This is a genomic window from Kocuria oxytropis, from assembly GCF_040981195.1.
Taxonomy (GTDB): Bacteria; Actinomycetota; Actinomycetes; order Actinomycetales; family Micrococcaceae; genus Kocuria; species Kocuria oxytropis.
Genome location: NZ_JAVFXA010000006.1, coordinates 16404 through 42410, shown reverse-complemented (window position 1 = coordinate 42410; position 26007 = coordinate 16404). Strand labels below are relative to the sequence as shown.

Below are 26007 nucleotides of genomic sequence, written 5' to 3'. Positions count from 1 at the left end.
CGCACCGGCCGGTGCGTCCCGTCCGCTCGGCCCCGCCGGCGGCCGGGGCCCGTGCCCGGAACCCGGCCACGGGGCCCGGACGGCGTCCGGCCCCGGCTCAGGCCGGGCGCTCGACCAGCAGGACGCGGAACCCCTTGTCGGTGCTGTGCCGGGAGACCCGGAAACCGCCGCCCAGCGCGGTGGCCAGCCACCGCTGCAGGGAGTCGGCACCGAGGTTCTTCTGCACCACCAGCCACGCCGACCCGCCGGGGGCCAGCCGCGGCAGCCACCGCAGGAGCAGCTCGTGCAGCTGCTGCTTGCCGATCCGCACGGGCGGGTTCGACCAGATGGTGTCGAACCGCCGGTCCGCGGGCACCTGCTCCGGGAGCAGGGCCTCCACGGCGCTCAGCCCCAGGGCCGCCGCGTTGTCCCGGGTGAGCCGCAGCGAGCGCTCGTTGACGTCCACGGCCGTGACGCGGGCCCCCGGGGCCGCCCCGGCCAGGCTCAGGGCGATCGGACCCCATCCGCAGCCGATGTCCAGGAGCTCCGTGCCGGCGGGATCGGGAACATTTTCCAGCAGCACGGACGTTCCCTTGTCGAGGCCCCGCGGGCTGAACACCCCGTTCGCGGTCTGCAGCACGACCTCCCGTCCCCGCAGGGTCACGGCCACGGAGCGCCGGACCTCGGGGGCCGAGGGGTCCTCGGAGAAGTAGTGCTCGGTCGCCGGGTTCGGGCTCACCGGGCCGGCCAGGGGATCGGGGGAGTCGGGAGGCGGTGCCATAGCGTCCCATGCTACCGACAGCGTCCGGTGCCGCCGACGGCGCCCGCCGCCGGTCCCGCCCCGCTCCGGCGGGACGCTCCGCCTCCGCCGCCGGGATGTCCGGCGCCGACCCTAGAATGGACCGATCAGCAGCCCGTCCGAAAGGAACCATGACCCACCCCCGTGAAACCCCTGCCGAGCCCCGCACCGCCGCGGAGCCCGAGAACGGCCTGAGCCGGCAGGACCTGGAGGACGTCGTCGAGCGCGTGCTCTCCCGGGCCCGCGCCCGGGAGCAGGCCGCCGGGCAGGAGGCCGGCCAGGACGCCGCCCCCGAGGACGGCTCCCCGGCGACCGGCCGGCTCTCCGGCCGGGCCCGCGAGCTCGCCGACGCCGAGGACGGGCACACCGTCCACGACGGCGACCAGCAGGACCTCGAGGAGCGGCGCGCCCTGCGCCGCGTCGCGGGCCTGTCCACCGAGCTCGAGGACGTCACCGAGCTCGAGTACCGTCAGCTGCGCCTCGAGCGCGTGGTGCTCGCCGGGCTGTGGACGGAGGGCCCGCTCGCCGAGGCCGAGAACTCCCTGCGGGAACTGGCCGCGCTCGCCGAGACCGCGGGCTCCGAGGTGCTCGACGGCATCGTCCAGCGCCGCACCAAGCCGGACCCGGCCACGTACCTGGGCTCGGGCAAGGCCAAGGAGCTGCGGGACATCGTCGCCGCGACCGGCGCGGACACCGTCGTCGTCGACTCCGAGCTCGCCCCCTCCCAGCGGCGCGCCCTGGAGGACGTCGTCAAGGTCAAGGTCATCGACCGGACCGGGCTGATCCTCGACATCTTCGCCCAGCACGCCAAGTCCAAGGAGGGCAAGGCCCAGGTCGAGCTCGCCCAGCTCGAGTACCTGCTCCCGCGCCTGCGCGGCTGGGGCGAGTCCCTGTCCCGGCAGGCCGGTGGCCGGGCCGCGGCCGGTGAGGGCATCGGCTCCCGCGGCCCCGGCGAGACCAAGATCGAGCTGGACCGCCGCCGGATCCGCACCCGCATGGCGAAGCTGCGGCGCGAGATCGCCGCCATGAAACCGGCCCGCGAGACCAAGCGGCTCAACCGCCGCCGGCACTCCGTGCCGTCCGTGGCGATCGCCGGCTACACCAACGCGGGCAAGTCCTCGCTCCTGAACCGGCTCACGGACGCGGGGGTGCTGGTGGAGAACGCCCTGTTCGCCACCCTGGACCCCACGGTCCGCCGGGCGCAGACCCCGGACGGCATCGGCTACACGCTCTCCGACACCGTGGGCTTCGTCCGCTCCCTGCCCACGCAGCTCGTCGAGGCGTTCCGCTCCACCCTGGAGGAGGTCGCCGACTCCGACCTGATCCTGCACGTGGTGGACGCCTCCCACCCGGACCCGGAGGGGCAGATCCGCGCGGTGCGCCAGGTCTTCGCGGACATCGACGCCCAGAACATCCCCGAGATCATCGTGCTGAACAAGGTGGACGCCGCCGACCCGTTCGTGGTCGAGCGGATCAAGCAGCGCGAGCGCAATGTGGTGGTGGTCTCCGCCCGCACCGGGGAGGGCATCGACGAGCTCCGGCAGCGGATCAGCGAGTCCATCCCGCGCCCCGAGACGGTGCTGGAGCTGCTGGTCCCGTACCGGCGCGGGGACGTGGTCAGCCGGCTCCACGAGTGGGACGCCGAGATCCTGCGCACCGAGCACCTGGCCGAGGGCACCCACCTGCTCGTGAAGGTCCGCGAGGACCTCGCCGCCGAGCTCGCGGAGTTCGCCCCCGAGGACGCTCCCGGCTTCGGCGCCGAGAGCGCCTGAGCGCGTGGCCACCGCCGTCGTGGACGGGGCCGGGCACGATCTGCCGGACGTGCGCCCCGAGACCCTGCCCGGAGCCCAGGACGCCCTGACCCTGCTGGACACCGCCGTCACCGCGATGGGCGGGCAGGTCCGGGACGGCCAGCGCCTGATGACCGCCAAGGTCGCCGAGGCCCTGGACCGCGGCCGGCACCTGCTGGTCCAGGCGGGGACGGGCACCGGGAAGTCCCTGGCCTACCTGGCCCCGCTCGTGGCGCACGCCCAGCACGCGGACAAGCCGGTGGTCGTGGCCACGGCCACGCTCGCGCTGCAGTCGCAGATCGTGGGCCGGGACGTGCCGCGCCTGCTGGCGGCCCTGGAGGGCGAGCTCGAGCGCGACGTGGACGTGGCCCTGCTCAAGGGGCGCAGCAACTACGCGTGCCTGCACAAGATCGAGGGTGGCTATCCGTCCGACGACGACCCCGGGGCGCTGTTCACCCTGCCGGACGCCGCCCCGCACCCCGGCGCGGCGCAGCCGGAGGCCGCCGAGAACCCGGGACGCCTGGGCCAGGAGGTCCAGCGGCTGCGGGAGTGGGCCCGGGACACCGCCACCGGGGACCGGGACGACGTGCTCCCGGGCGTCAGCGACCGCGCCTGGCGCCAGGTGTCGGTCACCGCCAAGGAGTGCCTGGGCCGCGGCTGCCCCCTGGTCGAGGACTGCTTCGCCGAGCTCGCCAAGCAGCGGGCGGGCGAGGCCGACATCGTCATCACCAACCACGCCCTGCTCGCGATCAACGCGTTCGAGGGCGTCACCGTGCTGCCCGAGCACGACGTCGTGGTCATCGACGAGGCCCACGAGCTCCAGGACCGGGTGACGGGCGCCGTCACCGGTCAGCTCTCGGCGGCCACGGTCCGCTCGGCCGCCGCGTCCGTGCGCAAGCACACCTCGGCGAGCCCCGACGCCCTCACAGCCGGCGCCGCCCGTCTCGAGGCGGCCCTCGCCGGTGCTCCCGCCGAGCTGCTCCACCGCGGCCTGGGGGAGGCCCAGGCGGCGGCCGTGGCCGAGATCCGGGACGCCGCCCGCACCGTCATGACCGAGTCCAAGGCCGGTCCCGGGGAGAAGGACGCGGACGCGGGCCGGCAGATGGCCCGCTCCCGGGTGAGCGACGTGCTCGACCTGGCCGAGCGCCTCCTCGCCGCCGAGGAGCACCGCGAGGTGCTGTGGATCTCCCGGCAGGGCGGCTGGGAGCCCAGCCGCGGCTACGTGCCCGCCGAGGTCACCGACCCGGCGACCCTGCACGTGGCGCCGCTCAGCGTGGCGGGCACCCTGCGGGAGGGCCTGTTCGACGGCCGCACCGTGGTCCTCACCTCGGCGACCCTGTCCGTCGGCTCGTCCTTCGACTCCGCCGCCGGCGCCCTCGGCCTGCGCGGCGAGGGCGCACCGCGCTGGGAGGGCGTGGACGTCGGCAGCCCGTTCGACTACCCGAGGCAGGGCATCCTCTACCTCGCCGGGCACCTGGAGAAGCCCGGCCGCCGGCTCACGGAGGCCCAGCTGGACGAGATGCTCGCCCTCCTGGAGGCCTCCCGGGGCGGGGCCCTGGGGCTCTTCTCCTCCCGCCGCGCCGCGGAGGAGGCGGCCGAGGCCCTGCGGGCGCGCACCGACCTGCCGATCCTGTGCCAGGGGGAGTCCTCGCTCGCCGGCCTCGTCCAGGAGTTCACCGAGGACCCGTCCACGAGCCTGTTCGGCACGATGAGCCTGTGGCAGGGCGTCGACGTCCCCGGCGCCTCGTGCCGGCTCGTGATGATCGACCGGATCCCCTTCCCGCGCCCGGACGACCCGCTGGCCAGCGCTCGCGCCCGCGCCGCGGAACGGGCCGGCGGCAACGGCTTCATGTCCGTCTCCGCCACGCACGCGGCCGTGCGGCTGGCCCAGGGGGCCGGGCGGCTCATCCGCGCGGGCGGGGACCGCGGCGTCGTGGCGATCCTGGACTCCCGGATCGCCACCGCCCGCTACGGCGGCTTCCTCCGCGGGTCCCTGCCGCCGCTGTGGACCACCACCGATCGCTCGGTGGTGCTCGGGGCGCTGCAGCGGCTCGCCACGGGCTAGCTAGCTAGCGGCTCTCCACGGGCCGCCGGGCCCCCGCCGTCGGCGGGGGGCCCGGCAGGGGCGGGATGCGGCTCAGAGGCTGCGCAGCACCGAGACGACCTTGCCCATGACGGTGGCGTGGTCTCCGAGGATCGGCTCGTAGCGGGTGTTCTGCGGCAGCAGCCACGTGTGCCCGTCCCGCTGCCGGAAGGTCTTGACCGTGGCCTCGTCGTCGAGCAGCGCCGCCACGATGTCCCCGTTGTCGGCCGCGCTCTGCCGGCGCACCACCACCCAGTCGCCGTCGCAGATCGCGGCGTCGATCATGGAGTCCCCCTTCACGCGCAGCATGAACAGCTCGCCGTGCCCGACCAGCTGGCGGGGCAGCGCGAGGACGTCCTCGACGGCCTGCTCGGCCGTGATCGGCCCGCCGGCGGCGATGTGGCCGACCAGCGGGACCATCGTCACGTCCGCGGAGGTGGACAGCTCCGCCACGGAGTCGCGAACCGCGGGGCGCGCCGTGCGCTCGGAGGGCTCGGCCGCGGCCCCGGTGGTCTCCTCGGCGCCGCTGCCGCTCAGCCGCAGGGGGGTGAGCACCTCCATCGCCCGCGGGCGCTTGGGGTCGCGGCGCAGGTAGCCCAGCTTCTCGAGCTGGGAGAGCTGGTGAGTGACGCTCGAGAGGGAGGCCAGGCCCACGAGGTCCCCGATCTCCCGCATGGACGGCGGATAGCCGTGCTCGGCGATGGAGCGCTGGATGGCCTCGAGGATCGTGCGCTGGCGCACGCTGAGCCCGCGGCCGCGCGAGCGCGCCCCGGGGCGGGAGCCCCGGGCGGGGGACTCCTCGGGGGTGGGGGGCTGGGCCATGGGGGCGTCGTCCTTTCCCGTCCGGCCGCTGGTGCCGCCGCCGGTCTGCGCGGTCCCGGTTCCGATGTCGGACCCGGGTGGTTCGATGGATCCCGGTCGGCAGGCGCCGGGGGTCCGCAGCGCGCGCCGGCCGGAGGCCTGAACCTGCCCTCAGCCTAGGCGACACGCCGTGGGTGTTCAAACATCTGTACGAACCGGTGTCGACAGCGTTCGCAGACACGTGCTAGACATGGGTCATCGGTGTTCGAAAGTATGTTCGATCGAATGCAGGCCCGCAGAGGCCGTCGAGCGAACCGGTGTTCGAGATCGCCCGCCCCGTGCGGGAACGTCAAGGAGTTCATGTCATGAGTGCCAGTGCCACCCTCAGCGCCGTCGTCACCCGCCGCCGCGAGCCCGCGGGGCCCGCCCGGGGTCTCGGCCGCGCGCTCCGCCGTGCCCGCCCCGCGCGCCCCCGCACCCCGCTGACCCTGACCCGCCGCGGCCGCCTCGTGTTCCTGGGGCTGCCCGTCCTGGCCGGCTCCGCCGCCCTGGTCGTGCTCGCGGTCGTCTTCCTCGTCCCCTCCACGGCCACCGCCACGAGCGCGCCGGTCCCGGGCGCCGGCACCGAGCAGGCCACCGTGTTCCCCGGGCAGAGCCTGTGGGAGCTGGCCGTGGCCGCCGACCCCGACCGGGACCCGCGGGACGTCATGGACGAGATCGTGGAGCTCAACGACCTGGACAGCTCCGTGCTCGTGGCCGGTCAGCTCCTCGAGGTCCCGGCCGGCTGAGCGGAGCACTAAACTGTCCGGGTGACGCAGAACCTGGACCGACTCAACGCCCTCCCGCTCCGCGACGACCTGCGCGGCCGCGCCCCGTACGGCGCCCCGCAGCTCGACGTCGCCGTGGCGCTGAACACCAACGAGAACACCCACCCGGTCCCGGCCGACGTGCACGCGGCCATCGTCCAGGAGGTGACCGAGGCGGCCCGGTCCCTCAACCGGTACCCGGACCGCGAGTTCACCGCCCTGCGCGAGGAGCTCGCCGCGTACCTCGGCCACGGCCTCGGACCCGAGAACCTGTGGGCGGCCAACGGCTCCAACGAGATCCTGCAGCAGATCCTCCAGGCCTTCGGCGGCCCCGGGCGCTCCCTGCTGACCTTCGTGCCCACCTACTCCATGTACCCGCTGCTGGCCTCCGGCACGCACACCGGCTTCGTGGCCGGGGAGCGCGCGGCGGACTTCGGGCTGAGCGCGGAGTCCGCGGCCGAGCAGGTGCGCCGGCACCGCCCGGACGTCGTCTTCCTGTGCTCGCCCAACAACCCGACCGGCACGGCGCTGGGCACGGACGTGGTCACCGCCGTGTACGAGGCGGGGGAGGAGTTCCGCACGGTCGTGGTCGTCGACGAGGCGTACGCCGAGTTCTCCCACCGCGGCACCGCCACCGCGCTGTCGCTGCTCGAGGGCCGTCCCCGGCTGATCGTCTCCCGCACCATGAGCAAGGCCTTCGCGCTCGCGGGGGCCCGGCTGGGCTACTTCGCGGCGGCCCCCGAGGTCGCCGACGCCGTGCGCCTCGTCCGGCTGCCCTACCACCTCTCGGCCGTCACCCAGGCCACGGCCCTGGCGGCGCTGCGCCACTCGGGGTCGCTGCTGGCCACCGTGGAGGACATCAAGCGCCAGCGCGACCGGATCGTCGAGGGCCTGGTGCGGCTCGGTCTGCGGCCGGCCGAGTCCGACTCGAACTTCGTGTTCTTCGGCGGCATGGACGACTCCCGGGGCATGTGGGAGGCGCTGCTCCAGGACGGGGTGCTCGTGCGGGACGTCGGGATCCCCGGCCACCTGCGGGTCACGGCCGGCACCGAGGAGGAGACCACCGCGTTCCTGGCCAGCATGGAGCGGATCGTCTCCGGCCGCTGACCGCCCCCGGGCAGGGGCCCTCCCGTCCCGGATAGCATGGAAGCAGACCACCACCACCGGATCCCGGGCGCCGCCGCGCGGCCCGGCCCGGACCACCCGCGGCCCGCCGACGGCCGGGCCGCGCCCGCGAGGAGTTCCCACCGAATGAGCGACCAGACCACCACCGGCCCCCGGGCGTCCCGCCGCGCCGCCCTGGAGCGGCGCACGAGCGAGTCCACGGTGTCCGTCGAGATCGACCTCGACGGCACCGGCAAGAACGACATCGACACCTCCGTGCCGTTCTACGACCACATGCTGACCGCGCTGTCGAAGCACTCGCTGATCGACATGCGGATCCGGTCCACCGGCGACACCCACATCGACGTCCACCACACCGTCGAGGACACCGCGATCGTGCTCGGGGACGCCCTGCGCCAGGCGCTGGGCGAGAAGGCCGGGATCCGCCGCTTCGGCGAGGCCACGGTCCCCCTGGACGAGGCCCTGGCCCACGCCGTGGTCGACATCTCGGGGCGGCCCTACGTGGTGCACACCGGTGAGCCGGAGGGCCAGCAGTACCACCTCATCGGCGGGCACTTCACCGGCTCCATGGTCCAGCACGTCTTCGAGTCCCTGGCCCACCACGCCGGGATCTGCCTGCACGTGACCCTGCTGGCCGGCCGGGACCCGCACCACATCGCCGAGGCCCAGTTCAAGGCCCTGGCCCGCGCCCTGCGCCAGGCCGTGGAGCCCGACCCCCGGGTGCACGGCATCCCGTCCACGAAGGGAGCCCTGTGAGCACCGAGGACGACACCACGGGCCCCGGCGGCTCCCGGCCCACCGTCACGGTCCTCGACTACGGGGCCGGCAACGTGCGCTCGGCCGTGCGCGCCCTCGAGGCCGCCGGGGCGGACGTGGTGCTCAGCGCCGACCCCGAGGCGGTGCTCGACGCCGACGGCCTCGTGGTCCCCGGCGTCGGGGCGTTCGCCGCCGTCATGGAGGGGCTGCGCTCCGTGGACGGGCTGCGCCTCATCGGCCGCCGCCTGGCCGGGGGCCGCCCCGTGCTCGGCATCTGCGTGGGCCTGCAGGTCCTCTTCGAGTCCGGGGTGGAGCACGGCCGGCAGACCGAGGGCATGGGCGAGTGGCCCGGCGTCGTCGAACGGCTCAAGGCGGACGTGGTCCCGCACATGGGCTGGAACACGGTCGACCCGCCCGAGGGCTCCGTGCTGTTCCGGGGGATCGAGGACGAGCGGTTCTACTTCGTGCACTCCTACGGCGTGCAGGAGTGGGACTTCCCGCAGAGCATCGAGAAGATGCGGCCGCCGCAGGTGACCTGGTCCGACCACGGCGGGCGCTTCGTCGCGGCCGTGGAGAACGGCCCCCTGTGCGCCACCCAGTTCCACCCCGAGAAGTCCTCCGCGGCCGGCATCCAGCTGCTGCGCAACTGGCTCGGCACCCTGCCGCGCACCGGACGGCTCGACCACCTCAAGGCCGGCGACCCCCTCGGCGGGGACACCCTGGCCGGCAGGCCGGCCCCGGGGACCGGGGACGGCGCGGCGTGACCGCCGCCGTCCTCGTGATGGTGCTCGGGGCGTTCTTCGCCGGCGGGGCCATCTCCTTCCAGCAGCAGAAGAAGCCCGTCTGGACCGTCGTCCTCCTGGCCACCGTGGCTCTCGCCCTGATCGGCTACGGCTGGTACGCCTGGTTCCAGGGCCGCTGAGCACCGCCCACCCGTCCCACACCCCGACCCCGAGAAGAGAGATCCCATGCCCCTGAGCGAGACCCCCCGCCTCCAGCTGCTGCCCGCCGTCGACGTCGCGGACGGCCAGGCCGTGCGCCTGGTCCAGGGCGAGGCCGGCTCCGAGACCGGCTACGGCGACCCGCTCGAGGCGGCCCTCGCCTGGCAGGAGGCCGGCGCCGAGTGGATCCACCTCGTGGACCTCGACGCCGCCTTCGGCCGCGGCGACAACATCGACGTGCTCCGCCGCGTCGCCGCCGAGCTCGAGCTGAAGGTGGAGATGTCCGGCGGCATCCGCGACGACGCCTCGCTGGAGCGCGCCCTGTCCCTGGACCCCGCCCGGATCAACCTGGGCACCGCGGCCCTCGAGAACCCCGAGTGGACGCGGAAGGTCATCGCCGAGCACGGGGACGTCATCGCGGTGGGCCTGGACGTGCGGGGCACCGTGCTCGCCGCCCGCGGCTGGACCGAGGAGGGCGGGGACCTGTGGGAGGTCCTGGACCGCCTCGAGGACCACGGCTGCGCCCGCTACGTGGTCACCGACGTCACCAAGGACGGCACGCTGAAGGGCCCCAACCTGGAGCTGCTGCAGCAGGTCGCGACCCGCACCGACAAGCCCGTGGTCGCCTCCGGCGGGATCTCCTCCCTCGAGGACCTCGCCGCCCTGCGCACCCTCGTGCCCTCGGGCGTCGAGGGCGCCATCGTGGGCAAGGCCCTCTACGCGGGCCGGTTCACCCTCGAGGAGGCCCTCGACGTGGCGGGCCGCCCGGGGGCGCGGTGACGGAGCGGCCCCTGCCGGCGCACATCGCCGCCCAGCTCGCGGGCGCGGGCGGCACGGAGGACACCGGCGGCCAGGCCTGGGCCGGGCGCGACCTGGGGGAGGGCACCAGCCACACCCACCGGTTCCCCGACGACGACGGCACCGCCGCCCCGGCCGTGCTCGAGGCCCTCCGGGCCCTGCGCGCGGGCACGGGGGACGAGGCCGCGGTGGTCGCCGCGCTCGCCGGGACCCGGGTGTTCGTGCCCGTGGTGGCCGAGGTCTCGGCCTCGACCGTCACGGAGGCCGGTCTGGTGGCCGACAAGGAGGCCGACATGGCGCTCGTGTCCCTGCGGTCGGCGGACGGCCGTGCGGTGCTGCCCGTCTTCTCCTCCACGGCGGCCCTCGCGCGCTGGCACGACCGGGCGCGGCCCGTGGCCACGGACGTCCGCCGGGCCGCCGTGGCCGCGGTCCAGGACGGCACCCAGCTGCTGGTGCTCGACCCGGGCGCGGACCTGCCGTTCGTCGTGCGCCGCCCGGCGCTCTGGGCGCTGGCCCAGGGCAGGACCTGGACGCCCTCCTACCGCAGCCCGGCGGTCGAGGCGGCCGTCCTGCGCTGCGCCGAGGACCTGCCCGGGGTCCTCGCGGTGGGCACGGCCCCCGGCGACGGGGTGGCGGCGCGCGCCGCGGACGGATCGGTCGTCAGCGGTGGTGGGACCGGCCCCGAGCTGGCGGTGGTGCTCTCCCTGCGGGCCGGCCTCGACCGGGCGCGGCTGGACGACGTCCTCGCCCGCTTCCAGGCCCGGCTGAGCGTGGAGCCGGCCCTCGCGGAGGACGTGGACTCGATGCAGCTGCGCCTCACGACAGCGGGCTGACCCGGGGATCCCGGATCAGCCCGCCGCACGCGTGCCGAGGGTTCTCAGCTGACGGGGCCCGTGAACCGCTCGCCGGGCCCCTGGCCGGGGGCGTCCGGGTAGACCGAGGCCTCGCGGAACGCCAGCTGCAGGGTGCGCAGGCCGTCGCGCAGCGGGGCGGCGTGCTGCGAGCCGATCTCCGGGGCCGCGGCCGTGACGAACCCGGCCAGCGCGGTGATGAGCTTGCGCGCCTCGTCGAGGTCCTTGAGCTCCTCGGCGTCCTCGCCCGCGGCGAGCCCGCACTTCACGGCGGCCGCGCTCATGAGGTGCACGGCAGCGGTCGTGATGACCTCGATGGCGGGGACCTCCGCGATGTCGCGCATCTGCTCGTCGACGGCGCTGACCGTCTCCTGCGGGATCTCCTGGCCGGACCGTGCGGCGTCGTCGTCGAAGCGGAAGGTGTTCTCGGAAGTCATGGCCCAACTCTGCCACACCGCCGGGCGCCGCCCGGACCCGCCCGCGGGCTCCCCGCACTATCCTGCAGGGGAGACCGGGAGGTGGGGCACCGTGTGGATCGGCTGGATCGAGTTCGACGTCCTCCTCGGGGACGTCCACTCCCTCAAGGGCAAGCGCTCGGTGGTCCGGCCCCTGGTCGCGGAGCTGCGCCGCCGGTTCCCGGTGACGGCCGCCGAGGTCGGCCACCTCGACCTGCACCGCCGCGCCCTCGTGGGCACCGCCGTGGTCGCGGCCGACGCCGCCCGGCTCGTCGAGGTGCTCGACGAGGTCGAGCGCTTCGTCGCCGCCCGGCCGGAGACCGAGCTGCTCTCGGCCCGCCGGGCCCTGCACAGCACCGAGGACGAGTGACTCCGCGCCCGCCCGCCGTTTCCCGAACCGGCGGCCCATGGGCTAGACTGGTCGGCAGTGTGCAAGTGGAGGAGACTCCCACCCGCGCCGGCCACGGCCCCCGATCCCTCGGCGGACCGCAGCACGGCCACCGGGTCCGCGACGACATCGTCCGCACGACGGCACGGCCGGGACACCTCCCGTCCGCTCCGCCGCGCAGCGCGCCACCCCCGGGCGGCGCACCGATGAGCCTCCGCTTGCCGACCGCAGCGGGGGCTTTTGTCGTTGCGGACCGGTCCGGACCATGAGGTCCCCGGAAACCTCCGGGCGATCACGCAGAACATCAGGAGCACGGCATTAGCGATCCACGTATCAATGACAGAATCCGAGTCCCCGAAGTCCGTCTCGTCGGACCCGCAGGCGAGCAGGTCGGCATCGTCCGCGTCGAGGACGCACTGAGGCTGGCCCGCGAATCGGATCTCGATCTGGTCGAGGTGGCGCCCAACGCCAAGCCGCCGGTGGCCAAGCTCATGGACTTCGGCAAGTACAAGTACGAGGCCGCGGTCAAGGCCCGGGAGTCGCGCAAGAACCAGACGAACACGGTCCTCAAGGAGGTCCGGTTCCGGCTCAAGATCGACACCCACGACTACGAGACCAAGGTCGGCCACGCCAAGCGGTTCCTCGGGGCCGGCGACAAGGTCAAGGCCATGATCCAGTTCCGCGGTCGCGAGCAGCAGCGCCCCGAGATGGGCGTCCGCCTGCTCGAGCGCTTCGCGAACGACGTCGCGGAGGTCGGCGCGGTCGAGTCCAGCCCCCGGGTGGACGGCCGCAACATGGTGATGGTCGTGGGCCCGCTCAAGAACAAGGCCGAGGCCAAGGCCGAGGCGCGCCGCCAGAAGCAGCGCGACGAGGCGAAGGCCGAGAACGAGCGCAAGGCCAAGGACAAGGTCGACACGTCCTCCGCGGAGCCCGTGACCCAGTCGATCGGGGACGCGTTCCCGGCCGAGCTGCGGGAGCGGGCCGGACAGGCCGAGGAGCCGGTGCAGCAGCCGGCACCGGAGCCCGAGGTCCAGGAGACGGTGCCGGCCCCCGAGAACGTCGAGGAGCCCGCGGTCGCCGAGGCCCCGGCCCCGGAGCCCGAGGTCGTCGAGACCCCGGCGCCGAAGGCCGCCCCGAAGCCGCCGGCACCCAAGGCCCCGGCGCCCCAGGCTCCGGCCGCGGCGCCGAAGGCCCCCCGGCCCGGGCCCAAGCCGGGTGCCAAGCCCGGCCCCCAGGCCTGAGCGGAGCACGAAACCTTCCGCGCGAGCGGAGCAGAACTGACAGCGCCCCGCGCTGAGCGGCCGGTCCCGGCCGTGCAGCAGGGGCACCGTGGAGGTGCGGCGGACGTCGCCGTGCCCTCCGGTGGCCACCACCGGACGAATCGTAAGGAGAGCGGCCCAGATGCCGAAGATGAAGACCCACAGCGGGGCGAAGAAGCGCTTCAAGCTCACCGGCAGCGGCAAGGTGAAGCGCCAGCAGGCCAACCGCCGCCACTACCTGGAGCACAAGTCCTCCCGGCTGACCCGCCGCCTGGCCTCCGACCAGATCGTGGCCCCCGGCGACGCCAAGGTCATCAAGAAGATGCTGGGCAAGTAGACCCCTCCGCATCCTCCGGGGAGCCAGCCTCCCCGCCCCGCACAGATTTGACCTCCCGGCCGAGCGGCCGGGACCGAAGTGAAGGAGTACACACGTGGCACGTGTGAAGCGGGCGGTCAACGCCCACAAGAAGCGCCGGGAAATCCTCGAGCAGGCCTCCGGCTACCGCGGCCAGCGCTCGCGCCTGTACCGCAAGGCGAAGGAGCAGGTCACCCACTCGTTCGTCTACAGCTACAACGACCGCCGGAAGCGCAAGGGCGACTTCCGCCGGCTGTGGATCCAGCGCATCAACGCCGCGGCCCGCGCCAACGGCCTGACCTACAACCGCTTCATCCAGGGCCTGAAGGCCGCCGAGGTGGAGGTCGACCGCCGCATGCTGGCCGAGCTGGCCGTCAACGACGAGAAGGCTTTCGCCGGTCTGGTCGAGATCGCCAAGAACGCCCTGCCCGAGGACACCTCCGCGCCGCGCGAAGCCGCCGCCTGAGCCCAGTCGGAGCAGTGAACCTCACGGAGCGCCTGGCCGCCCAGCCGATGTCCAACCCCCGAGCCGATCGGGTCCGGGACGTCGCGGGACTGGCCGGGCGCTCCGCGCGTTCCAAGCGCGGGCTGTTCCTCGCCGAGGGGCCCCAGAACGCCCGGGAGGCCCTGGCCCGGCACCTGGAGTCCCCGTGCGTGGACGCCGTCTACGTCACCGAGGACGCCCTGGAGCGCCACCCGGACATCACGGCCCTGCTCGAGCGCGTGGCCCAGGACCGCTCCGTGTTCGTCCGCCTCGTGACCCGGGAGGTCCTCGCCGCCATGAGCGACGCGGTGACCCCGCAGGGCGTCGTCGTCGTGTGCCGTCCCCTGGACGCCGACCTCGGCGCCGTGCTCGCGGCCCGGCCGCGGCTCGTGGCCGTGCTGGCCCGGGTCCAGGACCCCGGCAACGCCGGCACCGTGCTGCGCGCCGCGGACGCCGCGGGCGCGGACGCCGTGGTCCTGAGCGCCGGCAGCGTGGACGTCTACAACCCCAAGACCGTCCGCTCCACCGCGGGGTCCCTCTTCCACCTGCCGGTGGTCGTCGGCGCCGACCTGCCGTCGCTGCTGGAGGCCGCCCGCGCGGCGGGTTGCGGCGTGCTCGCCGCCGACGGCCACGGGGACGTCGACCTCGACGCCCTCCAGGACGCCTCTGCGGCCCGCGCCGCCGGGGCGGACGGCGTGCCCGGCGGCTACGATCTGGCCCGGCCCACCGTGTGGCTGTTCGGCAACGAGGCCCGGGGGCTGTCGGAGGAGGAGAAGGCGCTGGCCGACCACCGCGTCGCCGTGCCGGTGCACGGCCGGGCGGAGTCCCTCAACGTGGGCACCGCCGCCACCGTGTGCCTCTACGCCTCCGCGCGCGCCCAGCGGCGCCCCGGGGCCGGGCAGCCGAACCGATGACCGTGCCGCTGCCGGCCGCGTACCGCACCCAGGTGGTGGGCGCCGCCCTGCTCGACGACGCCGAGCGCCCCACGGCCTTCCTCGCCGCGCAGCGGGCCTACCCCGAGGCCCTGCGCGGCCTGTGGGAGTTCCCCGGCGGCAAGCAGGAGCCGGGCGAGCGCTGCGAGCAGGCCCTGGTGCGGGAGTGCGCCGAGGAGCTCGGCGTGTACGTGCGGCTCCTCGCGGAGGTGCACGGTCCGCACCCGCAGGGCTGGCCGCTCACCGACACCGCGGCGATGCGCGTCTGGACGGCTGTGGCGGTCGGCGGCCACCCCCGGCCGGTGGTGGGGGAGGACCACCTGGCAGTGCGGTGGCTCCCGCTGGACGACCCCGCCGCCGCGCTCGCGCTGCCCTGGATCCCGGCCGACCTGCCGATCGTGCACGCCCTGCTCGCCCACCTCGCCGACTGACCACGGAAGCTGTGACTGACCACGGGATCCCGTGGGATCCCGTGGTCAGTCGAGGCCATCGTGGTCAGTCACGGCCCGGGCGACCGTAGTGGGCGGTAGCCGCCGTCGGCGAGGCCCGCGCGCACCTCGAAGGGGTTGTGCAGGGCGGGATGCCCGCAGCGCAGCAGCGACCACCCCGCGGCCACGAGGTAGGCCGGCAGGAACGGCAGGCCCAGGCAGCGCGCCCACTGGCTCGCGTGGCGCGACTCGTGGGCCAGCAGACGGGGGCGGGCCGCCACGTCCTCGGCGCCGGCCCGGAACAGGACCACGTTGCCCACCGTGAAGGCCCCGGCCCGCGGCAGCCGTGGCCGGTAGCCGAAGCCCAGGACCAGCCCCTCGGGGCCGCGGACCACCCTGGTGCGGGTGGCCGCGGCGACCAGCAGGCCCAGCGGCGTGGACAGGTTCAGCACGTTCCAGACCTGCCGCACCCGGGCCGCGCGGCTCAGCGGGGGAGTCATGCCCCCAGCCTAGGACCGCTCAGTGCGCCCCGCCCAGGTTGAGGACCACGACGCCGGCGATCACCAGGCCGATCCCGGCCACCGTGGTCGCGGTGAGGGGCTCGCCCAGGACCACGGCGCCGGTCGCGACCATCGCTGCGGTGCCCAGACCCGCCCACAGGGCATAGGCGACGCCCACCGGGATCGAGCGGAGCGTCTGCGCCAGGAGCGCGAAGGCCACCCCGTACATGCCCGGGCTCCCCACGGTGGGCCACAGCCGGGTGAACCCGTCGGTGAGCTTCAGCAGGGACGTGGCGACCACTTGGGCGGCGCCCGGGGCCGGTGCCATAGACTGGGACCCGCCCGCGATCCGTGCCGATCCGGGCTTTCCCGTGGCACACGGCCCCCGTTCCGGGGAACGGCGTGCCCGGACGAAGCCGTCCCCGAGCCGAAGAAGTCGCCAGCTGATGTCTGAACTGCCACCCGAGACCGCCCCGAGCGGCGCGGTCGACCCGACCGACGAGGCCGCGGTCGCCGCCGCCGTCGAGGCGGCGCTGCACGCCGTCGGAACCGCCCAGGACCTGGACGAGCTCAAGGAGGTCCGGCTCGCCCACGCGGGGGACCGGTCCCCGCTGGCGCTGGCCAACCGGCGGATCGGCTCGCTCGACAAGACGCAGAAGGCCGCCGCCGGCAAGCTGGTGGGCCAGGCCCGCGGCCGCGTGAACCAGGCGATCGCCGCCCGCACCACGGTGCTCGAGCAGGAGCGGGACGCCCGGATCCTGGTCGAGGAGGCCGTGGACGTCACGGCCGCCGGCCGGCGCCGCCGCCTGGGCGGGCGGCACCCGCTGACGAACCTCATGGAGCGCGTCGGCGAGACGTTCGTGGCGATGGGCTGGGAGGTCGCCGACGGACCCGAGGTCGAGTCCGAGTGGTACAACTTCGACTCCCTGAACTTCAAGCCGGACCACCCCGCCCGGGAGCTGCAGGACACCTTCTTCGTGGACCCGCCCGAGGCGCACCTGGTGCTGCGCACGCACACCTCGCCGGTGCAGATGCGCACGCTGCTGAACCGCGAGCTGCCGGTCTACGTCGTCGTCCCGGGCCGCACCTACCGCACCGACGAGCTCGACGCCACGCACACCCCCGTCTTCCACCAGGTCGAGGGTCTGGCCGTCGACAAGGGCCTGTCCATGGCCGACCTCAAGGGCACGCTCGAGCACTTCGCCCGGCAGATGTTCGGCCCCGGGGCGAGGATCCGGCTGCGCCCCAACTACTTCCCCTTCACCGAGCCGTCCGCCGAGCTGGACGTGTGGCACCCGAACGCCAAGGGCGGTCCGCAGTGGATCGAGTGGGGCGGCTGCGGCATGGTCCACCCGAACGTGCTGCGCGCGGCCGGCATCGACCCCGAGGTGTACTCGGGGTTCGCGTTCGGCATGGGCATCGAGCGGACCCTGATGTTCCGCAACAACGTCCCCGACATGCACGACATGGTCGAGGGCGACGTCCGCTTCAGCGAGCACTTCGGGATGGAGATCTAAGACATGCGAGTACCCCTGTCATGGCTGCGCGAGCACGCCCCCGTCCCGGCGGAGGCCACCGCCGAGGACGTCCTGGCGACCCTGGTGCGGGTCGGCCTCGAGGAGGAGGACGTGCACCGCCCCGCGGACCACCTGAAGGGCCCGGTCGTGGTCGGCCAGGTGCTCTCCAAGGAGCCGGAGACCCACTCCAACGGCAAGACCGTGAACTGGTGCACCGTGCGCGTGGTGCCCGAGGGCCGGGAGCAGACGCTCACCGGCAAGGGCATCGACCCCTCCGGCGTGCAGGGCGTCATCTGCGGCGCCCACAACTTCGAGGTCGGGGACAAGGTCGTGGTGACCCTGCCCGGTGCGGTGCTGCCCGGGGACTTCCGGATCTCGGCGCGCAAGACCTACGGCCACACCTCGGCCGGGATGATCGCCTCGGTGCGCGAGCTCGGCATCGGCGAGGACCACGACGGCATCCTGGTGCTCTCGACCCTGGGCCTGGACCCGGAGATCGGCGCGGACGCCCTCGAGCTGCTGGGGCTGCACGACGAGGCCGCGGAGATCAACGTGACCCCGGACCGCGGCTACGCGTTCTCGATCCGCGGCGTGGCCCGCGAGTACTGCCACGCCGTGCACGCGCCCTTCACGGACCCGGCCGGGACGGTGGCCGCCCGCGTGCCGGCGCCCACCGCGGACGGCTTCCCCGTGGCGCTCGACGACGACGCACCGATCCACGGCAACCCCGGGTGCACCCGGTTCGTCGCCCGCACCGTGACCGGCATCGACGCGACCGCCCCGACGCCCCCGTGGATGTCGGCGCGGCTGCGCCTGGCGGGGATCCGCTCGATCTCCCTGCCGGTGGACATCTCCAACTACGTGATGCTCGAGCTGGGCCAGCCGCTGCACTTCTACGACCTCGGGAGGCTGACCGGCGGCATCGGGGTCCGCCGGGCGGCGCCGGGCGAGACGCTGACCACGCTCGACGGCAAGCAGCGCGCGCTGGACCCCGAGGACCTGCTGATCACGGACGGCTCCGGCCCGATCGGGATGGCCGGGGTCATGGGCGGTGCGGCCACCGAGGTCTCCGACGGCACCGTCGACGTGCTGGTGGAGGCGGCCCGCTTCGACGAGGTCTCGATCGCCCGCACCACCCGCCGGCACAGGCTGCCCTCCGAGGCGTCCAAGCGCTTCGAGCGCGGCGTGGACCCGCAGATCGCCCCGATCGCGGCCCAGCGCGCCGTGGAGCTGCTCGCGGAGCTGGCCGGCGGCACGCCCGGCCCGGGCGTCACCGACGTGGACCGCACCACCGCCCCCGAGCCCATCGAGCTGCCGTGGGACCACCCGAGCCGCCGCGTGGGCGTGGACTACACCCCGGAGCAGGTCGTGGGCCCCCTCACCGAGCTCGGCGCCCGGGTCGAGACCACCGACGACGGGTGGCGCGTGGTGCCCCCGTCCTGGCGCCCGGACCTGGTCGCCAAGGAGGACCTGGTCGAGGAGATCGCCCGCCTCGTCGGCTACGACACGATCCCGTCGCGGCTGCCGGTGGCGCCCCCGGGGCGCGGGCTGACCGCGGAGCAGCAGGCCCGCAAGCGGGTCGCCGACGCGCTCGCCGCCGCCGGGCTGACCGAGGTGCTCGCCTATCCGTTCGTCGCGCAGGCGGACAACGAGCTCTGGGGCGCCCCCGAGCCCGGGGTGCCCGTGCCCTCGGTCGAGCTGGCCAACCCGATCAGCGAGGCGCAGGGGATGCTGCGCGTGTCCCTGCTGCCGGGCCTGCTGGAGGTGCTGCGGCGCAACACGTCCCGCGGCTTCCGGGACCTGGCGCTCTACGAGATCGGGCGGGTGTTCCGCCCCGGCGAGCAGCTGGGCAGCGCGAGCATCCCGCCGCTGGGGGCGAACCCGGGCCCGGCGGTGCTCGAGGAGATCGAGGCCGGCATCCCCGCCCAGCCGCGGCACCTCGCCGCGGTCCTGGCCGGCCGGGACGCCGCCGAGGGCCCGTGGACGGCCCCGCGGGCGTTCGACTGGCAGGACGCCCTCGACGCCGCCCGGCTGGCCGCCGAGGTGCTGGGGGTCGAGCTGACCGTGCGCCAGGGCACCCACCAGGCGTTCCACCCCGGCCGCACCGCCGTGCTCGCCACCGCCGACGGCACCCCCCTGGGCTACGCGGGCGAGCTGCACCCGCAGCTCGTGGCCGCCCAGGACCTGCCCGAGCGCACCGTGGCGATGGAGCTGAACCTCAGCTCGCTCGTCGACGCCGAGGTCGAGGTGGTCCAGGCCCGCCCGATCTCCGGCTACCCGGCCGCCACCCAGGACGTGGCGCTCGTGGTCGAGGCCTCCGTCCCGGCCGCCGACCTGCGCGCCGCGCTCGAGGAGGGCGCCGGGGAGCTGCTCGAGGACGTCCGCGTCTTCGACGTCTACCGGGGACCCGGCATCGAGGAGGGCCGCAAGTCGGTCGCCTTCGCGCTGCGCTTCCGGGCCCCGGACCGCACGCTGACGGCGGAGGAGGCCTCCGCCGCCCGTGAGGCGGCCGTCGCCGTGGCCGCCGAGCGCCACGGCGCCGTGCTCCGCGGCTGAGCCGGTCCGCCCCCGGACGGCCCGCCCCCACGGGTGCGGGCCGTCCGTCCCTCCCGGCCGCCGAGGTAACAATTGCGAACGCGGGAGGGGAGGGATGGACTTCGGTACTGTGGCACCGGGTCACCGGCCGCGACCACGGCGCCCCGGGCCGCACCCCCCTTCCCCGACCCCGTTCCAGGAGCTCAGCATGACCGAGGAGACCACCGACCGCCAGGACACCTTCTTCGCCTTCGACGACGAGCAGGAGGAACCGGACGAGCGCGGTGGGCGCGCCCGCCGGTCCATCGCCTGGAAGCCCACGGCCGTGGGACTGCTCGGGCTCCTGCTGGGTCTGGTCCTGGTGGTCAGCGCCGCCCTCGCCTGGGACGACTCCCGGCGGCTGGCCGGCTACGCGGACCGGTCCTGGGTGATCTCCGGGCAGTACCAGGACCTCACCAACGACCTGCGGACCAAGACCTGGAACCCGATCTACCGCGGGGTGCTGCCCGCCGACGAGGCCGTCACCGAGCAGCCCTTCGACTCGGGCCTGGCCGACCCGCGTGTCCCGGAGGCGGGGGAGGAGATCGTCTTCCGCGGCACGCAGACGGGCTCCTCCGAGGACGACTTCCACCAGGAGGCCGACGCCCTGCTCGCCGTGGAGGACGGCACCCTCCAGGTGGTCGAGACCGCGGAGGCGGGCGAGTTCGGGGACGGTGTCACCGCGGGCACCATCGCGTGGCAGCGCACGCAGGCGGCTCTGCTGCTGATCGCGGGCCTCGGCGCGGCCGTGGGCGGGATCTGGTTCGCCCGCCGGCTCTACCGCCGGGAGAACTGAGCCGGCGATCCGCCCTGCCGGGGTCGTCCCCGGCCGTCGGGCCGCCGTGATCCGGCTCCGGTCTCCTGCCGGGGCCGGCGCTCAGGGCTGGGCGAGCCAGGCCAGTGCGGCGCTCCGCCGGTCGGCGGGAAAGGTGCGCACGGTGACGTGGACCAGCTCGGCGGTCCACTCGGAGATCTTCGCCGCCCAGGCGGCGTCGGTGACCACCGCCAGGCGGTCCAGCTTCGTGAGGTAGCCGGCGGCCTTCAGGTCCATCCAGGCCGCTCTCGGTGAGATGTCCGAGACGTCGATCCTGCCCAGGACGGCCAGCATCCTGATGCTGCCGTGGTCGCGGATCACGCCGTCGAGCACCTGGCGCATCCGCTGCTCGTCCTCGACGGAGAGCCCGCCCCGGTAGTCGAGGGTGACGATGTTGGTGCCGGGCTGCACGGTGGTCTCCAGCATGACGGGTTCGTCTCCTCGGTCGCGGGGCTGCCGGTCCGTGCCCACCACCGTAGGACTGTCGTGGTCTCAGTTCAACGGAGCGCCGGGTGCTGTCCGCCGCCCGGGGCCACGACTCCGGGCGGCGGCCCGTCCCCGCCCGGAGCGGGCCGGCACCGGGCGGGGACCGGCCCGGGCGCGGCTCCGGCGCCCGGGGGCGCCGCAGCGCAACGTCTCCCGGACGCGGGTCACGGCAGGGCGGGCAGCTCCCGCCGGAGCAGCCACGCGTCGAGCAGGCCGTCGACCTCCCCCCACCGGTGCTGGGGCACGAAGCCCCGCAGGTGCTCCCGGAAGCCGTCCGTGCTCACCCACCCGTCCCGGTGGGTGGTGGCCCAGCCCCGCAGCAGGGCACGGAAGGCCTCCTCGCCCACGGCCTGCCGGATCGCGTGCACGGTGAGGGCGCCCCGGACGTAGACCACGTCGTCGAACAGCCGCACCTGCCCCGGATCCCCGATGAGGAGGTCCTGGCGCATCTTCGACAGCGTCCGGTGGGCCTTCTCCGCGTGCCACCGGGCGGGCCGGCCGCCGGAGGCCTCGGACCAGATCCACTCCGCGTAGGACGCGAAGCCCTCGTTGAGCCAGATGTCCTGCCAGGCGGACAGGACCAGGCTGTTGCCGAACCACTGGTGGGCCAGCTCGTGCGCCACGAGCCGCTGCTCCTCCCAGTCGGTGCCGAGCTGGTTCTTGCCGAACACGGAGCACGCGTAGCACTCGAACGGGTCCTCGAGCGACTCGTCGACCACCACCACGGTGTAGCTCGGGAACGGGTAGGGGCCGAACCAGTCGCTGAAGACCTCGATCATCCGGCCCTGCTCCGCGAACGTCCGCTCCGCCTTCTTGCGCCGCTTCTTGGAGCACACGAGGTGCTGGGGGACCCGCGAGCCGGTGAGCTCGTGCCGTTGGTAGGGGCCGATCTGCACGGTCGCCAGGTAGGGCGGCAGCGGCACCCGTGACGTGTAGACCCAGTGGCGCTCGCCGTCCCGCTCCACCACGGACTCCAGCTCGCCGTGGACCACCACCTCGTAGTCCGCGTCCGCGTGCACCGCCACCCGGTAGGTGGCCTTGTGGGAGGGGTGGTCGACGCACGGGAACCAGGTGGAGGAGCCGGTGGGCTGGCCCGCCACGAGCACGCCGTCGTCGAGCTCGGCCCAGCCGATCTCGCCCCAGGGGCCGTCCAGGGACTCCGGATAGCCCTCGTAGGCCACCGTGAGGGTGAACGCCTCCCCGGCGGGGACCCTGCGCGGCAGGGTCAGCACGAGGCGGCTGCCGCGGTGCTCCGCGCGGACCTTGCGTCCGCCCAGCAGACCGCCGAGCCCCCCGGTGCCGAACCGGACGTCGGTCACGGCGAGCTCGGTGAGGTCCAGCTCGATGCGGTCCGTGTCCTGCAGGGCCCGGCAGGTCAGGGTCGCCCTCGCCTCGAGGCCGTTGTCCTCGACGTCGTAGTCGAGGTCCAGGTCGTAGTGCTCCACGGTGGCCGCGCAGCACCCGACGGACGGGGTGTACGGGTCCCGCGCGCCGTCCGCGCCGAGGAAGCGGTGCATCGGTGCCGGGCTCACGGGACCAGCAGCAGCTTGCCCTGGGCGGACCGCGACTGGAGCACCTCGTGCGCCTCCCGTGCCCGCTCGAGCGGGAACGTGCCGGCGACCCGGACGGTCAGGGACCCGTCGAGCACCGCGTCGAACAGCTCGCCCGCCCGCCAGCTCCGCTCCCGCTCGCCGAGCAGGTAGTCGTTGAGCGTGGGCCGGGTGACGTACAGGGACCCGTGCCGGGCGAGGCGCTGCAGGTCGAACGGGGGCACCTGCCCGGAGGAGCCGCCGAAGAGCACCAGCATCCCGCGCGTGCGCAGGGCCCGGAGCGACTCGTCGAAGGTGTCCTTGCCCACCGAGTCGTAGACGACGTCGGCGCCCCGGCCGCCGGTGAGCTCCCGGACCTGCTCGGCGAAGCCCTCGTAGCCCACCAGGGCGTGGTCGGCGCCCAGCGAGCGCGCGGTCTCCGCCTTGTCCTGCGAGCCCACCAGGGCGATCACGGTGGCCCCGAGGGACCTCAGCAGCTGCACGGCCAGGCCGCCCACCCCGCCCGCGCCGGCGGTGATCACGGCGACGTCGCCCTCCCGCACCGGGTACGTCGAGCGGACCAGGTAGTGGGCGGTCAGACCCTGCAGCGGGACGGCCGCGGCGACCTCGTCGGAGACGCCGGAGGGCACGCGCAGGGCCTTCTCGGCGTCCACCACGAAGGCGTCGGCGTAGGTGCGGGAGGCCTGGGACGTGGTGATCCGGTCGCCCGGGGCGAAGTGCTCCACCTCGGCGCCCACCCCCGTCACGACCCCCATGCCCTCCGAGCCCGGCGTGAAGGGGTGCTCCACGGGGTAGACGCCCTCGCGCTGGTACACCTCGATGAAGTTCACCCCCGCGGCGCGGGTCTCGACGAGCAGCTGGCGCGGGCCCGGTGCGAGGTCCGGGCGCTCGCCGAGGGTGAGCACCTCGGGGCCTCCGGCTCGCTCGACCATGACGCTGCGGACCATGACGGGTACCTCCTGGAGTAGCGGACGGGAACTCCTGCCATGGTAGGCGGCGCACCCGTCCGCACCCTCCCTCCGGGGGCGGCACAGGGGTAGCGTGAGCACAAGTGGGGGCACGGGGGCGTCCCGTCATCATCGAGATTTGCACACGGGAAGCGTAGATTCGGAGGCAGAGCCGCTCCGGGGGGATGCAAGGGCGGCCGTGGCCGGCAGGGTAGGGGGTTCCGACGCGCCCCGGGGCGGGCGCACCCGCTCCCGTGCACCGCCAGTCCTCCCCGTAGCATGCATAAATATTGAAGACCATGCATAACTTTGAGCTAGAGTGGGCCGTATGACGTTCAGCGCAGCAGTTTCGGGGGCCTCCGGCTACGCCGGCGGCGAGGTCCTGAGGATCCTCGCCGGCCACCCCCAGATCGAGATCGGGGCCGTGGGAGCCCATTCCAACGCGGGCCAGCGGCTGGGGGAGCTGCAGCCGCACCTGCACTCGCTCGCCGACCGGGTGCTCGTCGACACCACGGTGGAGAACCTCGCCGGGCACGACGTGGTCTTCCTCGCGCTCCCGCACGGCGCCTCGGCCGCGATCGCCGCGCAGCTGCCGCCGGAGACGGTGGTGGTCGACGCCGGCGCCGACCACCGGCTGGACTCCGCCGAGGAGTGGGACCAGTTCTACGGCTCCCCGCACGCCGGGACGTGGCCGTACGGCCTGCCCGAGCTGGTCGTCGACACCGCCGGGACCCGCCAGCGCGAACAGCTGCGCGGCGCCCGGCGCATCGCGGTCCCGGGCTGCTACCCGACCAGCGCGCTGCTCGCGCTCGGGCCCGGGTTCGCCGCCGGGCTGCTGGAGCCCGAGGACGTCGTGATCGTCGCGGCGTCCGGGACGTCCGGGGCCGGCAAGGCCGTCAAGGCGCACCTGCTGGGCTCGGAGGTCATGGGCTCGATGAGCCCGTACGGGGTCGGCGGAGCCCACCGGCACACCCCCGAGATCGAGCAGGGCCTGTCCAAGGCCGCGGGGCGGCGCGTGCGGATCTCCTTCACGCCGACCCTGGCCCCCATGCCCCGGGGCATCCTCACCACCGCCACCGCGCGCGTCGCCCAGGGCGTGGGCGCCGCTCAGCTGCGGGAGGCCTGGGAGTCCGCCTACGCGGACGAGCAGTTCGTCACCGTCCTGCCCGAGGGCCGGTGGCCGGCCACGAAGTCGGTGGCCGGCTCCAACCACGCCCAGCTCCAGCTCGCCCTCGACGCACGGGCGGGCCGGGTGGTCGTCACCTGCGTCATCGACAACCTCGTCAAGGGCACCGCCGGCGGTGCCGTCCAGTCCATGAACCTGGCCCTCGGCCTGCCGGAGGACACCGGCCTGAACCTCCAAGGAGTCGCACCGTGAGAACGTACCCGTCCCAGCAGCCGGCCGGCACCCTGCAGGTCGACACCACCCGCGGCGTGACCGCCGCCCAGGGCTTCCGCGCGGCCGGCACCGCGGCGGGCTTCAAGGACTCCGGGGGCCCGGACCTCGCCCTTGTGGTCAACGACGGTCCGCAGCACCACGTGGGGGCCGTGTACACGACCAACCGGATCTCCGCCGCCCCCATCCAGTGGTCGAAGGCCGCGACCGCGGACGGGAAGGCCGCCGCCGTGGTCCTCAACTCCGGCGGGGCCAACGCCTGCACCGGCCCGCAGGGCTTCCAGGCCTCCCACCGGACCGCGGAGCTCGTCGGCGAGGCGCTCGGCGTCGGCGCCGGCGACGTGGTGGTGTGCTCCACCGGGCTCATCGGCGTCCAGCTGCCCATGGACGTCATGGAGCGCGGCCTGCCCGGGGTCGTGGAGGCGCTCGGGGCCGACGACGACGCCGGGGCCGCCGCGGCCCGGGCCATCATGACCACCGACTCCGTCTCGAAGCAGGCCGCCTACGTGCGCGACGGGTGGACGGTCGGCGGCATGGCCAAGGGCGCGGGCATGCTCGCCCCCGGCCTGGCCACGATGCTCGTGGTCCTCACCACCGACGCCGAGCTCTCCTCGGACGCCCTGCAGTGGGCGCTCGAGGACGCGGTGAAGGTCACGTTCAACCGCACCGACTCCGACGGCTGCATGTCGACCAACGACACCGTGGTCCTGCTCGGCTCGGGCGCCTCCGGGGTCACCCCGGACGAGTTCGAGTTCAGCCAGGCCGTCACGGCGGTGTGCCACTCGCTGGCCCAGCAGCTGATCACGGACGCCGAGGGCGCGTCCCACGACATCGAGATCACCACGGTCAACGCCGCGACCGAACGGCAGGCGGAGGACGTGAGCCGCTCCGTGGCCCGCTCCAACCTCTTCAAGGCCGCGATCTTCGGCAACGACCCCAACTGGGGGCGCGTCCTGTCCGCCGTCGGCACCACCGACGCCGCGTTCGACCCCGACCGGCTCGACGTCACCATCAACGGCGTCATGGTCTGCCGCGACGGCATGATCGGGGACCCGCGCGAGGGCGTGGACCTCGCGGCCGGGCGCCGGGTGACCGTCCTGGTGGACCTCAAGGCCGGGGACGCGGACGCCACCGTGTGGACCAACGACCTCACCCACGACTACGTCGAGGAGAACAGCGCCTACTCGAGCTGA

28 protein-coding genes are annotated in these 26007 nt (G+C 74.4%); 20 read left to right on the top strand and 8 right to left on the bottom strand.

Annotation, left to right across the window (positions count from 1 at the left end; translation table 11 throughout):
• Nucleotides 1–97 precede the first annotated feature (97 nt).
• Complete coding sequence (locus QYM41_RS07870; protein ID WP_368799186.1) at nucleotides 98–760, bottom strand: class I SAM-dependent methyltransferase; 663 nt, start codon at nucleotides 758–760, stop codon at nucleotides 98–100.
• 149 nt (nucleotides 761–909) lie between these two features.
• On the opposite strand from QYM41_RS07870, the gene hflX reads away from it, so the two are divergent.
• Nucleotides 910–2550 (top strand): GTPase HflX, encoded by a 1641-nt coding sequence (gene hflX, locus QYM41_RS07865; RefSeq protein ID WP_368799185.1) that lies wholly within the window; start codon nucleotides 910–912, stop codon nucleotides 2548–2550.
• Nucleotides 2551–2554: 4 nt separating this feature from the next.
• Complete coding sequence (locus QYM41_RS07860) at nucleotides 2555–4633, top strand: ATP-dependent DNA helicase (RefSeq protein WP_368799184.1); 2079 nt, start codon at nucleotides 2555–2557, stop codon at nucleotides 4631–4633.
• A 72-nt stretch (nucleotides 4634–4705) separates the two neighbouring features.
• Here QYM41_RS07860 and lexA read toward each other — a convergent pair whose 3' ends face one another.
• Nucleotides 4706–5473 carry a transcriptional repressor LexA gene (gene lexA, locus QYM41_RS07855; protein ID WP_368799183.1) on the bottom strand — a complete coding sequence of 256 codons (768 nt, stop codon included), beginning with the start codon at nucleotides 5471–5473 and terminating at the stop codon, nucleotides 4706–4708.
• 344 nt (nucleotides 5474–5817) lie between these two features.
• Here lexA and QYM41_RS07850 point away from each other — a divergent pair, with 344 nt between their 5' ends.
• From QYM41_RS07850 to QYM41_RS07820, 7 genes are all read left to right on the top strand, one after another.
• Complete coding sequence (locus QYM41_RS07850) at nucleotides 5818–6240, top strand: LysM peptidoglycan-binding domain-containing protein (protein WP_368799182.1); 423 nt, start codon at nucleotides 5818–5820, stop codon at nucleotides 6238–6240.
• A gap of 21 nt (nucleotides 6241–6261) precedes the next feature.
• Nucleotides 6262–7365: a histidinol-phosphate transaminase gene (locus tag QYM41_RS07845; RefSeq protein WP_368799181.1), complete on the top strand. Its 1104-nt coding sequence runs from the start codon at nucleotides 6262–6264 to the stop codon at nucleotides 7363–7365.
• Between the two features lie 144 nt (nucleotides 7366–7509).
• Nucleotides 7510–8139 carry an imidazoleglycerol-phosphate dehydratase HisB gene (gene hisB / locus QYM41_RS07840; RefSeq protein ID WP_368799180.1) on the top strand — a complete coding sequence of 210 codons (630 nt, stop codon included), beginning with the start codon at nucleotides 7510–7512 and terminating at the stop codon, nucleotides 8137–8139.
• Nucleotides 8136–8903: an imidazole glycerol phosphate synthase subunit HisH gene (gene hisH, locus QYM41_RS07835; protein ID WP_368799179.1), complete on the top strand. Its 768-nt coding sequence runs from the start codon at nucleotides 8136–8138 to the stop codon at nucleotides 8901–8903. The genes hisB and hisH overlap by 4 nt, the downstream gene beginning before the upstream one ends.
• Nucleotides 8900–9061, top strand: coding sequence for a CG2302 family histidine operon protein (locus QYM41_RS07830; protein WP_368799178.1), 162 nt, complete (start codon nucleotides 8900–8902; stop codon nucleotides 9059–9061). Before hisH ends, QYM41_RS07830 begins: the two co-directional genes overlap by 4 nt.
• A 46-nt stretch (nucleotides 9062–9107) precedes the next feature.
• Nucleotides 9108–9860, top strand: a complete 753-nt coding sequence (gene priA, locus QYM41_RS07825; RefSeq protein ID WP_368799177.1) for a bifunctional 1-(5-phosphoribosyl)-5-((5-phosphoribosylamino)methylideneamino)imidazole-4-carboxamide isomerase/phosphoribosylanthranilate isomerase PriA — start codon at nucleotides 9108–9110, stop codon at nucleotides 9858–9860.
• Nucleotides 9857–10711 carry an SseB family protein gene (locus tag QYM41_RS07820; RefSeq protein WP_368799176.1) on the top strand — a complete coding sequence of 285 codons (855 nt, stop codon included), beginning with the start codon at nucleotides 9857–9859 and terminating at the stop codon, nucleotides 10709–10711. Before priA ends, QYM41_RS07820 begins: the two co-directional genes overlap by 4 nt.
• Before the next feature lie 44 nt (nucleotides 10712–10755).
• On the opposite strand, the gene QYM41_RS07815 is transcribed toward QYM41_RS07820, so the two are convergent.
• Entirely contained in the window at nucleotides 10756–11166 is a 411-nt protein-coding gene (locus tag QYM41_RS07815) for a DUF1844 domain-containing protein (RefSeq protein ID WP_368799175.1), read from the bottom strand.
• Nucleotides 11167–11257: 91 nt separating this feature from the next.
• Between QYM41_RS07815 and QYM41_RS07810 the strand changes: the two genes are divergently transcribed.
• The 6 genes from QYM41_RS07810 (at nucleotide 11258) to QYM41_RS07785 (ending at nucleotide 15033) form a co-directional block, all read left to right on the top strand.
• A complete protein-coding gene (locus QYM41_RS07810) occupies nucleotides 11258–11554 on the top strand; it encodes a DUF503 domain-containing protein (RefSeq protein ID WP_368799335.1) in 297 nt (98 codons plus the stop codon).
• Between the two features lie 335 nt (nucleotides 11555–11889).
• The gene (gene infC, locus QYM41_RS07805; protein ID WP_368799334.1) at nucleotides 11890–12813 is read left to right on the top strand and encodes a translation initiation factor IF-3; all 924 of its coding nucleotides are present in this window, start codon (nucleotides 11890–11892) and stop codon (nucleotides 12811–12813) included.
• Between the two features lie 160 nt (nucleotides 12814–12973).
• A complete protein-coding gene (gene rpmI, locus QYM41_RS07800; protein ID WP_058873524.1) occupies nucleotides 12974–13168 on the top strand; it encodes a 50S ribosomal protein L35 in 195 nt (64 codons plus the stop codon).
• 94 nt (nucleotides 13169–13262) lie between these two features.
• Nucleotides 13263–13652, top strand: coding sequence for a 50S ribosomal protein L20 (gene rplT, locus QYM41_RS07795; RefSeq protein ID WP_058873525.1), 390 nt, complete (start codon nucleotides 13263–13265; stop codon nucleotides 13650–13652).
• Between the two features lie 14 nt (nucleotides 13653–13666).
• Nucleotides 13667–14584, top strand: coding sequence for a TrmH family RNA methyltransferase (locus QYM41_RS07790; RefSeq protein ID WP_368799174.1), 918 nt, complete (start codon nucleotides 13667–13669; stop codon nucleotides 14582–14584).
• Nucleotides 14581–15033, top strand: a complete 453-nt coding sequence (locus tag QYM41_RS07785) for a (deoxy)nucleoside triphosphate pyrophosphohydrolase (protein WP_368799173.1) — start codon at nucleotides 14581–14583, stop codon at nucleotides 15031–15033. Before QYM41_RS07790 ends, QYM41_RS07785 begins: the two co-directional genes overlap by 4 nt.
• A gap of 68 nt (nucleotides 15034–15101) precedes the next feature.
• Here QYM41_RS07785 and QYM41_RS07780 read toward each other — a convergent pair whose 3' ends face one another.
• Together QYM41_RS07780 and QYM41_RS07775 are read right to left on the bottom strand one after the other, a co-directional pair.
• On the bottom strand, nucleotides 15102–15530 hold the full coding sequence (locus QYM41_RS07780) for an eCIS core domain-containing protein (RefSeq protein WP_368799172.1): 429 nt from the start codon (nucleotides 15528–15530) through the stop codon (nucleotides 15102–15104).
• A 19-nt stretch (nucleotides 15531–15549) separates the two neighbouring features.
• Nucleotides 15550–15858 (bottom strand): DMT family transporter, encoded by a 309-nt coding sequence (locus QYM41_RS07775; RefSeq protein ID WP_368799171.1) that lies wholly within the window; start codon nucleotides 15856–15858, stop codon nucleotides 15550–15552.
• Between the two features lie 118 nt (nucleotides 15859–15976).
• Between QYM41_RS07775 and pheS the strand changes: the two genes are divergently transcribed.
• The 3 genes from pheS to QYM41_RS07760 all read left to right on the top strand — a co-directional run bounded on the left by pheS (nucleotide 15977) and on the right by QYM41_RS07760 (nucleotide 20417).
• Complete coding sequence (gene pheS, locus QYM41_RS07770) at nucleotides 15977–17047, top strand: phenylalanine--tRNA ligase subunit alpha (protein WP_368799170.1); 1071 nt, start codon at nucleotides 15977–15979, stop codon at nucleotides 17045–17047.
• A 3-nt stretch (nucleotides 17048–17050) separates the two neighbouring features.
• Nucleotides 17051–19603 carry a phenylalanine--tRNA ligase subunit beta gene (gene pheT / locus QYM41_RS07765; RefSeq protein ID WP_368799169.1) on the top strand — a complete coding sequence of 851 codons (2553 nt, stop codon included), beginning with the start codon at nucleotides 17051–17053 and terminating at the stop codon, nucleotides 19601–19603.
• A 187-nt stretch (nucleotides 19604–19790) separates the two neighbouring features.
• Entirely contained in the window at nucleotides 19791–20417 is a 627-nt protein-coding gene (locus QYM41_RS07760) for a hypothetical protein (RefSeq protein ID WP_368799168.1), read from the top strand.
• A gap of 81 nt (nucleotides 20418–20498) precedes the next feature.
• On the opposite strand, the gene QYM41_RS07755 is transcribed toward QYM41_RS07760, so the two are convergent.
• From QYM41_RS07755 to QYM41_RS07745, 3 genes are all read right to left on the bottom strand, one after another.
• Nucleotides 20499–20861 (bottom strand): SpoIIAA family protein, encoded by a 363-nt coding sequence (locus QYM41_RS07755; protein ID WP_368799167.1) that lies wholly within the window; start codon nucleotides 20859–20861, stop codon nucleotides 20499–20501.
• 224 nt (nucleotides 20862–21085) lie between these two features.
• On the bottom strand, nucleotides 21086–22453 hold the full coding sequence (locus tag QYM41_RS07750) for a M1 family metallopeptidase (RefSeq protein ID WP_368799166.1): 1368 nt from the start codon (nucleotides 22451–22453) through the stop codon (nucleotides 21086–21088).
• On the bottom strand, nucleotides 22450–23418 hold the full coding sequence (locus tag QYM41_RS07745) for a quinone oxidoreductase family protein (RefSeq protein ID WP_368799165.1): 969 nt from the start codon (nucleotides 23416–23418) through the stop codon (nucleotides 22450–22452). The genes QYM41_RS07750 and QYM41_RS07745 overlap by 4 nt, the downstream gene beginning before the upstream one ends.
• Before the next feature lie 328 nt (nucleotides 23419–23746).
• Here QYM41_RS07745 and argC point away from each other — a divergent pair, with 328 nt between their 5' ends.
• Entirely contained in the window at nucleotides 23747–24796 is a 1050-nt protein-coding gene (argC, locus tag QYM41_RS07740; protein WP_368799164.1) for an N-acetyl-gamma-glutamyl-phosphate reductase, read from the top strand.
• On the top strand, nucleotides 24793–26007 hold the full coding sequence (gene argJ / locus QYM41_RS07735; protein ID WP_368799163.1) for a bifunctional glutamate N-acetyltransferase/amino-acid acetyltransferase ArgJ: 1215 nt from the start codon (nucleotides 24793–24795) through the stop codon (nucleotides 26005–26007). The genes argC and argJ overlap by 4 nt, the downstream gene beginning before the upstream one ends.